Below are 6,598 nucleotides of genomic sequence, written 5' to 3' on the forward strand. Positions count from 1 at the left end.
GATCATCTCATGCTGCGCAAGCAGCAGATCGTTCTTCTCGGCCTCGGTCAGGACATGAAGCGGGGGCGGTGCCATGGGTAGTTTGAATCATCGCCGGCCCCCACGCGCAAGCCCTTTTTGCCAACCACCTGAGCAGTTACCCGCCTGGGGTGATGGGCAGGTAGCCGATTTCGTCGACGATCAGCAGCGACGCGCGGGTGTAGAAGCGGATTTTTTCGACCAGACAACCTTCGCGCTCCGCTTTGGTAAGCGCTTCGATCAGTTCGGCCAGCGAACAACGATAAACGCTGCGCCCAGCTTTGACTGCTGCCACTTCGATGGCGGTGGTCAGATGGGATTTGCCTATACCGGGCGGCCCGAGAAAATGGAGAACTTCCGCGCGGTTGATGCTTCGCATCGGACCGGCAATCCGGACATACATATACATACATACATACACCTCATGCGCCAAGGCATAGCAACGTCCTGTGGGTTAGAACGAATGCCAGCCGCACTCATTGAGGCTGGATGGCAGGGAAACTGGCGTTTTTCCGCGATTTTGCTAGCTTGCGGTTCCCACCCTCATTTTTACCTGCGTTTGCTATCGAAGTTCTCCGCCACCTCGCAAAGGCGGAGTAGCGGCTCAACCTCCGCACCGTCCCCGCATTCCCGGTCTGGGCGCGGTCGACGGGATAGATGGCCACAGGATCGGGCGTGACCATGGCAGCGGCTGAACGCGTCGACACGTTTCAGCTCCATCCGGCTGGGCAGTTAATGACGAATCTAAAAGCGGCGCGATCAGAAACGCGATCACAAGGATCGCGCTGATCCCGACCCACGGACAATCATCCGCATCCTCATATTGATTGCGAAGCCTCGTCAGCGCACACCATGCTGATCGACGCGACGATCGTAAAGATGACACGCACTTTACCGAAATTGAGGCCCACACGATCGTGCGCGCGATCGACAATGCGAACGCCAATCCGCGGGTCACCGGGCTACGCCAACAAGCTCGCTGGCGGGGTCTCAAAGCCGCAGCGAATGCCGCCACGGTCGCCTTCTCGATGGCCTGATCCTGCGACGAAGTGGACGAGGCGCTATATTCAAAGGCAAAATCCGAGTTATCCAGACCAACTCCTAAAAAATACTTAATTAAATATAAAATATAGTTTTATAATTTCTAAAAAATATAAAATTTAGATTACGTGATTTTATTATTTAATATACATTATTTCTATCATATTCGTCGTCAAAATTGTATATTCGCCACTTATCCATAATTTATTATAAATAATTCAATCTGATCCAAAAAGATCTCTGGTGAATACTTTTTCGTAAACATCGGCCAGTTCATCTGATGCGCGGTTGGCAATGATTACGTCGCATTCACGCTTGAAGGAATCAAGATCGCGCACCACGCGCGATCCGAAGAATCGTTCTTCATCCAAAGCCGGCTCATAAATAACCACTTCGATGCCCTTCGCTTTGATCCGCTTCATGATTCCTTGAATCGAGGATTGGCGGAAGTTGTCTGACCCGGCTTTCATCACCAGGCGAAACACGCCAACCTTGCTGGGACAACGCTGGATGATCTGGTCTGCTAGAAAATCTTTGCGAGTCCGATTGGCATCGACGATGGCACGGATCAAGTTCTGCGGCACGTCGAAATAATTGGCCAGCAACTGCTTGGTGTCCTTCGGTAAGCAGTAGCCGCCGTAGCCGAAACTTGGATTGTTGTAGTGTGCGCCGATGCGAGGATCCAAGCCAACGCCGCGAATGATCTGGCGCGTGTCCATGCCCCCAGCGATGGCGTAGCTGTCAAGTTCGTTGAAGAACGCCACACGCATGGCCAGATAGGTATTGGCAAACAGCTTGATCGCCTCTGCCTCGGCGAGCCCAGTGAACAGGACTTCGACATTCTTGTTCACGGCGCCTTCGCGCAGCAATTCGGCAAAGACACGCGCGCGCTCAGATTCCTCACCCACGATGATGCGCGAAGGGTGGAGATTGTCATAGAGCGCCCGGCCTTCCCGTAGGAACTCTGGACTGAAGATCACCTGGTCGGTAGCAAGGCGCTGGCGCACGTCGGCTACGAAGCCCACCGGGATGGTGGACTTGATCACCACAGTGGCAGTCGGGTTATGCTCCTTCACCAGCCGGATGACCGCTTCCACCGATGAGGTGTCGAACTTGTTGGTTTCAACGTCGTAGTTGGTCGGCGTGGCAACGACCACATATTCAGCGCCTTCCAGCGCAGCGACGGAATCGAGCGTTGCGCTAAGCGTGAGCGGTCGGGTGGCGAAGAAATCCTCGAGTTCAGCATCCACGATCGGCGATTGCCGCGCATTCACCTTGGCCACTCGATCGGCCGAAAGATCTACAGCAATCACTTCGTTATGCTGCGCCAGCAGCACGGCATTAGCCAGCCCGACATAGCCAAGCCCGAAAACGGCGATCTTCATGCGAGAATACTCTCCAAAAGGAATTCAGCTTCAAGGATTTGCATCACCGGATGATACATTCTGGCGACTTGGTCCACCTGCCGCACCCTCCTGATACGCGGAGTTGATGCCGCTCCTCGAAAATAGCCGGCTATTTCTCGAAGCCTCCCCGGACATTCCGCAATGGAGCAGCACCGTCAAGGCAGCACCCTGCACTTGCCCAATACCGTGCGCGGGCATCATGCACTCGCAGGCAAATTCCGCACCAATTCCAGCGTCTGAGCATTAAGGCTGGCCGCTCGGCTGGCAGTCGCACTCTCGGTATAGACGCGCAATTCTGGCGCATTACCGCTAGGGCGCAGGTGGATGATATCGCCGTCGGCAAACGTCACCCGCAGGCCGTCTGTCTTATCGAAAGTTACAGCCTTGCCAGCGAGTTTCCCAAGAAGCTCGGTTAACCGCGTCAGTACTGCTTCGTCTTTACCAGCTTCGAGGCGCGCGATCAGCGCATGACTCTGCTCGGTCGGATAGCCCTGCAGGCGGTCACTATGGGTATAGCGTTGGGGCAGTTGGGCCTGGAGCGCTGAAAGCGACAATCCCTTGGCATGTGCAGCAGCTAGAACCGCGACCATTGGTAGGACGGCATCGCGCGTCGGCAGCGCCGCGAGCGTTCGACCACAGGCCGTTGCCGCGGTGCCGAGCAGGAAACCACCGTTGGCTTCATAGCCGCAGGCAGCAAGGCCGTCCGCTAGCAACTCATCCATTGCCTCGATCACGAAGGGGGAACCGATGCGCGTGCGCCGCACTTCGCGGAACTGCTGCGACGCCTCTAGCGCGGTGTTCGAGCTGACGGGCGTAGCCACTGCTTCCAGCTTCAGCGCCTGTGCACATAGAATTCCGAGCACATCTCCGCGCATCCACGTGCCGTTTTCATCGGCCAGAAGTGGCCGATCCGAGTCGCCATCGGTAGAAAGTATTGCATCTAGTCCGTACTGAGCAACCCACAGCTTGGCCAATTCGACATCTTCGGGGCGGACTGCCTCCGTATCAACCGGAATGAATTTTTCCGAACGTCCGAGCAACACCACCTCGGCCCCCAGGCCTGAGACAATCTGGGCAAGAATATCGCGCCCCACTGCGGAGTGCTGATAAACACCGAGCTTCATACCCTCGAGTGCCTCGCTCCCAAAAAAGTCCAGGTAACGCGCTACGTAAGGAACGGCCGCATCGGCAATTTCGGGCGCAGTGGGCGCGGCGCGCAACATGCCTACAGCATCGAACAAGTCGGGCAAGACCACGTTCTGAGCGCGAATTGCGGCCTCGTCCGGCTTGAGCACCTCGCCGTTGGCGCGGTTGAACTTGATCCCGTTGCGATCGTCCGGAATATGGCTGCCTGTAACCATGAGCGAAGGGATGCCTCGCGCGAAGCCGAACGCGGCCACGGCCGGCGACGGCACCAAGCCACAATCAACCAGTTGCCCTCCCATGTGAGCGATTGCAGCACGACAGGCAGCCATGATCCGTGCTGTCGAAGGCCGCAGGTCCCCGGCAATAGCGACTCCACTTCCTGGCGCAAAGTGACCAATTTCAGCCATGTGCTGCAGAAATGCGCAAGTATAAGTGAAGCATACTTCATCTGTCATGGCCGTAACCAAGCCACGCGCACCGCTAGTGCCAAAAGCCACGCCAGAGCGCGCCATCACATCGGTCACCGCCACTGTCTGCGTCATAGAACCTCGCTTTTCCTAAACCACAAGCCGATTTATCCGGCGGTGAGAAACGCCCCAGCTCGGGCGCCGTGTTAAGCCAAAGGACGCGGTTCGCATATGCAAAATTTGCGCCGCTTCCGAGGGCTCTCGCCATCGTTCACCCAAACGGCGAAGGTGCCGAATTGTGCCGTTGCAAAGTGCCTTGCATCGCAACCCAGCCCGTACCCAGGTTCAAAGTGCCTTAACCCAGAGTGTATGATCGTGCCCCATGGCGTGGTGTAGCTTATCTGGGCCACCGCCGATTTCAGCATCAGCTTGAGCCGGTCATGCGCCGGACACAGCCGAGAGCATGACGATGGGATTGTCGCTCACCGGCGCCATGGTTTAGCTGCGCTGGCCTATGGCTCAAGAGACATGTAGCGTCCGCGCTGGACGGCCCATTCGTCGGACTGTTCCATGAGTATGGCGCCGATCAGGCGTGTGATTGCCGCTTCGTTGGGGAAGATGCCGACGACCTCGGTGCGGCGCTTGATCTCGCCGTTCAGGCGCTCAATGGGATTCGTACTGTGCAGCTTGGCGCGGTGCTCCTTGGGGAACGTCATGTAGGCGAGCACGTCGGGTTCGGCGTCGTCCATCAACGCGGCGAGTTTTGGCAGTTTTGGGCGCATTTGATCGGCAACGGAACGCCATTGCTGACTGGCGGCCTCGGGTGTCTCCTGAGCAAAGGCGGTGCCGATGAATGCCGAGACGACTCGACGTTCGCTCTTGCCAGCGTGGGCCAACGCGTTGCGCATGAAGTGGACGCGGCAGCGCTGCCAGCTCGCGCGCAGCAGCTTGGAGACCGCCGCCTTGATGCCTTCATGAGCATAGGAGATCACCAGCTTCACCCCGCGCAGGCCCCGGCGCGTCAGCTTGCGCAGAAACGCGGTCCAGAAGGGTTCCGCTTCCGACGGGCCAATATCCATACCCAGCACTTCGCGGCGACCGTCGCTGTTGACGCCCACCGCGATGATCACCGCGACCGAGACGATGCGCCCATTCTGGCGGACTTTGACATAGGTGGCGTCGATCCACAGGTAAGGCCAGTCGCCCTCGATCGGACGATCGAGGAAGGCATGCACCTTTTGGTCGAGCTCTTCGCACAGGCGGCTGACCTGGCTTTTGGAAATGCCATCCATGCCGAGGGCTTTGACCAGGTCATCGACCGAGCGCGTCGAGATGCCATGCACATAGGCTTCCTAGATGACCGCCGTCAGCGCCCGCTCGGCCATCCGGCGCGGCTCCAGAAAGCCGGGAAAATAGCTGCCTCCTTCGGCAAGCTCAGGACAGGCTTGCGCAACTTGGGGATGCGCAGTTCCACCGCTCCCGCGCGGGTTTGCCAGTCGCGGTCGCGATAGCCGTTGCGCTGGACAAGCCGATCGGCGGACTTCTCGCCGTGGCCCGCACCCATCAGGCCGCCGACCTCCATCTCCATCAACCGCCCGGCGGCAAACGAGATCATCTCGCGCAAAATATCCGCGTCAGGGGCCTTCTCGACCAGCGCGCGCAGGTGCACCATGGAATCGGTCATCGTGGTTCTCCAGGTTCGAGCTTCGCAACCCAAACCTAGCCGAAAATCACGGTGACCACCCGCGCTGCTGGCCTCAGATCCTACACCACGTCCCGGGACGCGACCGAGTGTATTAAACACCACCAGACATGTCGGTTGCGTGCAAGTAACTGCTCACCGTGTTGGCTTATGGCGGCGTGGTCAGGCGACGGCGAATTTGCCGTCGACGAGATCGCGGATGGCGCTGAGGGCTGATTGACCCGACAGCCGCGCAGTGCCGGTGACGGAACGATAGCCGGCATGGATCGACACGGGTTACAATCGGCCGGATCGGTGGCAGGTCGATATGGTCATAGCGGTGGCGGCAACGCTGGGCCTGGCTGGAAACATCGGTTCCGCAATGACAGCAGGTCGCCGCCATCATGCGTTCAGTCTTGTCCGGCGCCTCGGCCAGCGGGCGGTGCTTGCCTTCGCGCGAGGGACGCTTGCCTGCCTTGGATTTGCCACCCCTGCCGCCGCCCCCACGACCGCCCTTGCCGAAATCGTCCTTCGAGGGCGGGATATGCGAATTCTTCGAGGTCCTGCGCGGCTTGCCCACCAGCGCCTCCAGTTCCGAAATCCGCGCGGCCATCCGCTCGATCATCTCATGCTGCGCAAGCAGCAGATCGTTCTTCTCGGCCTCGGTCAGGACATGAAGCGGCGGCGGTGCCATGGGTAGTTTGAATCATCGCCTGCCCCCACGCGCAAGCCCTTTTTGCCAACCACCTGAGCAGTTACGCGTGCAAAGCCAAGGCGATGCTCGTCGAGATTAACAGCGGCCGCGTAACTGCTCACCGTGTTGGCTTATGGCGGCGTGGTCAGGCGACGGCGAATTTGCCGTCGACGAGATCGCGGATGGCGCTGAGGGCTGATTGACC

Annotated in this window: 3 protein-coding genes and 2 pseudogenes; all 5 read right to left on the reverse strand. The window is 58.6% G+C overall.

Annotation, left to right across the window (positions count from 1 at the left end):
• Positions 1–136 precede the first annotated feature (136 nt).
• Complete coding sequence (locus tag ABIC78_RS21325) at positions 137–427, reverse strand: ATP-binding protein (protein ID WP_354491939.1); 291 nt, start codon at positions 425–427, stop codon at positions 137–139.
• Positions 428–1,277: 850 nt separating this feature from the next.
• Complete coding sequence (locus ABIC78_RS21330; RefSeq protein ID WP_171799723.1) at positions 1,278–2,444, reverse strand: nucleotide sugar dehydrogenase; 1,167 nt, start codon at positions 2,442–2,444, stop codon at positions 1,278–1,280.
• Positions 2,445–2,662: 218 nt separating this feature from the next.
• Positions 2,663–4,153: a phosphomannomutase gene (locus ABIC78_RS21335; protein ID WP_171799722.1), complete on the reverse strand. Its 1,491-nt coding sequence runs from the start codon at positions 4,151–4,153 to the stop codon at positions 2,663–2,665.
• A gap of 377 nt (positions 4,154–4,530) precedes the next feature.
• Positions 4,531–5,702: pseudogene (locus ABIC78_RS21340) on the reverse strand (IS256 family transposase).
• Between the two features lie 283 nt (positions 5,703–5,985).
• Positions 5,986–6,393: pseudogene (locus ABIC78_RS21345) on the reverse strand (IS66 family transposase); the annotation flags it as partial.
• Between the last annotated feature and the right edge of the window lie 205 nt (positions 6,394–6,598).

The organism is Novosphingobium sp. 1529 (assembly GCF_040544855.1).
Lineage (GTDB): Bacteria > Pseudomonadota > Alphaproteobacteria > Sphingomonadales > Sphingomonadaceae > Novosphingobium > Novosphingobium capsulatum.

Coding starts and splice junctions, on each gene's coding strand:
- ABIC78_RS21335 (WP_171799722.1), bottom strand. CDS start 4,153: ATGACGCAGACAGTGGCGGTGACCGATGTGATGGCGCGCTCTGGCGTG.
- ABIC78_RS21325 (WP_354491939.1), bottom strand. CDS start 427: ATGTATATGTATGTCCGGATTGCCGGTCCGATGCGAAGCATCAACCGC.
- ABIC78_RS21330 (WP_171799723.1), bottom strand. CDS start 2,444: ATGAAGATCGCCGTTTTCGGGCTTGGCTATGTCGGGCTGGCTAATGCC.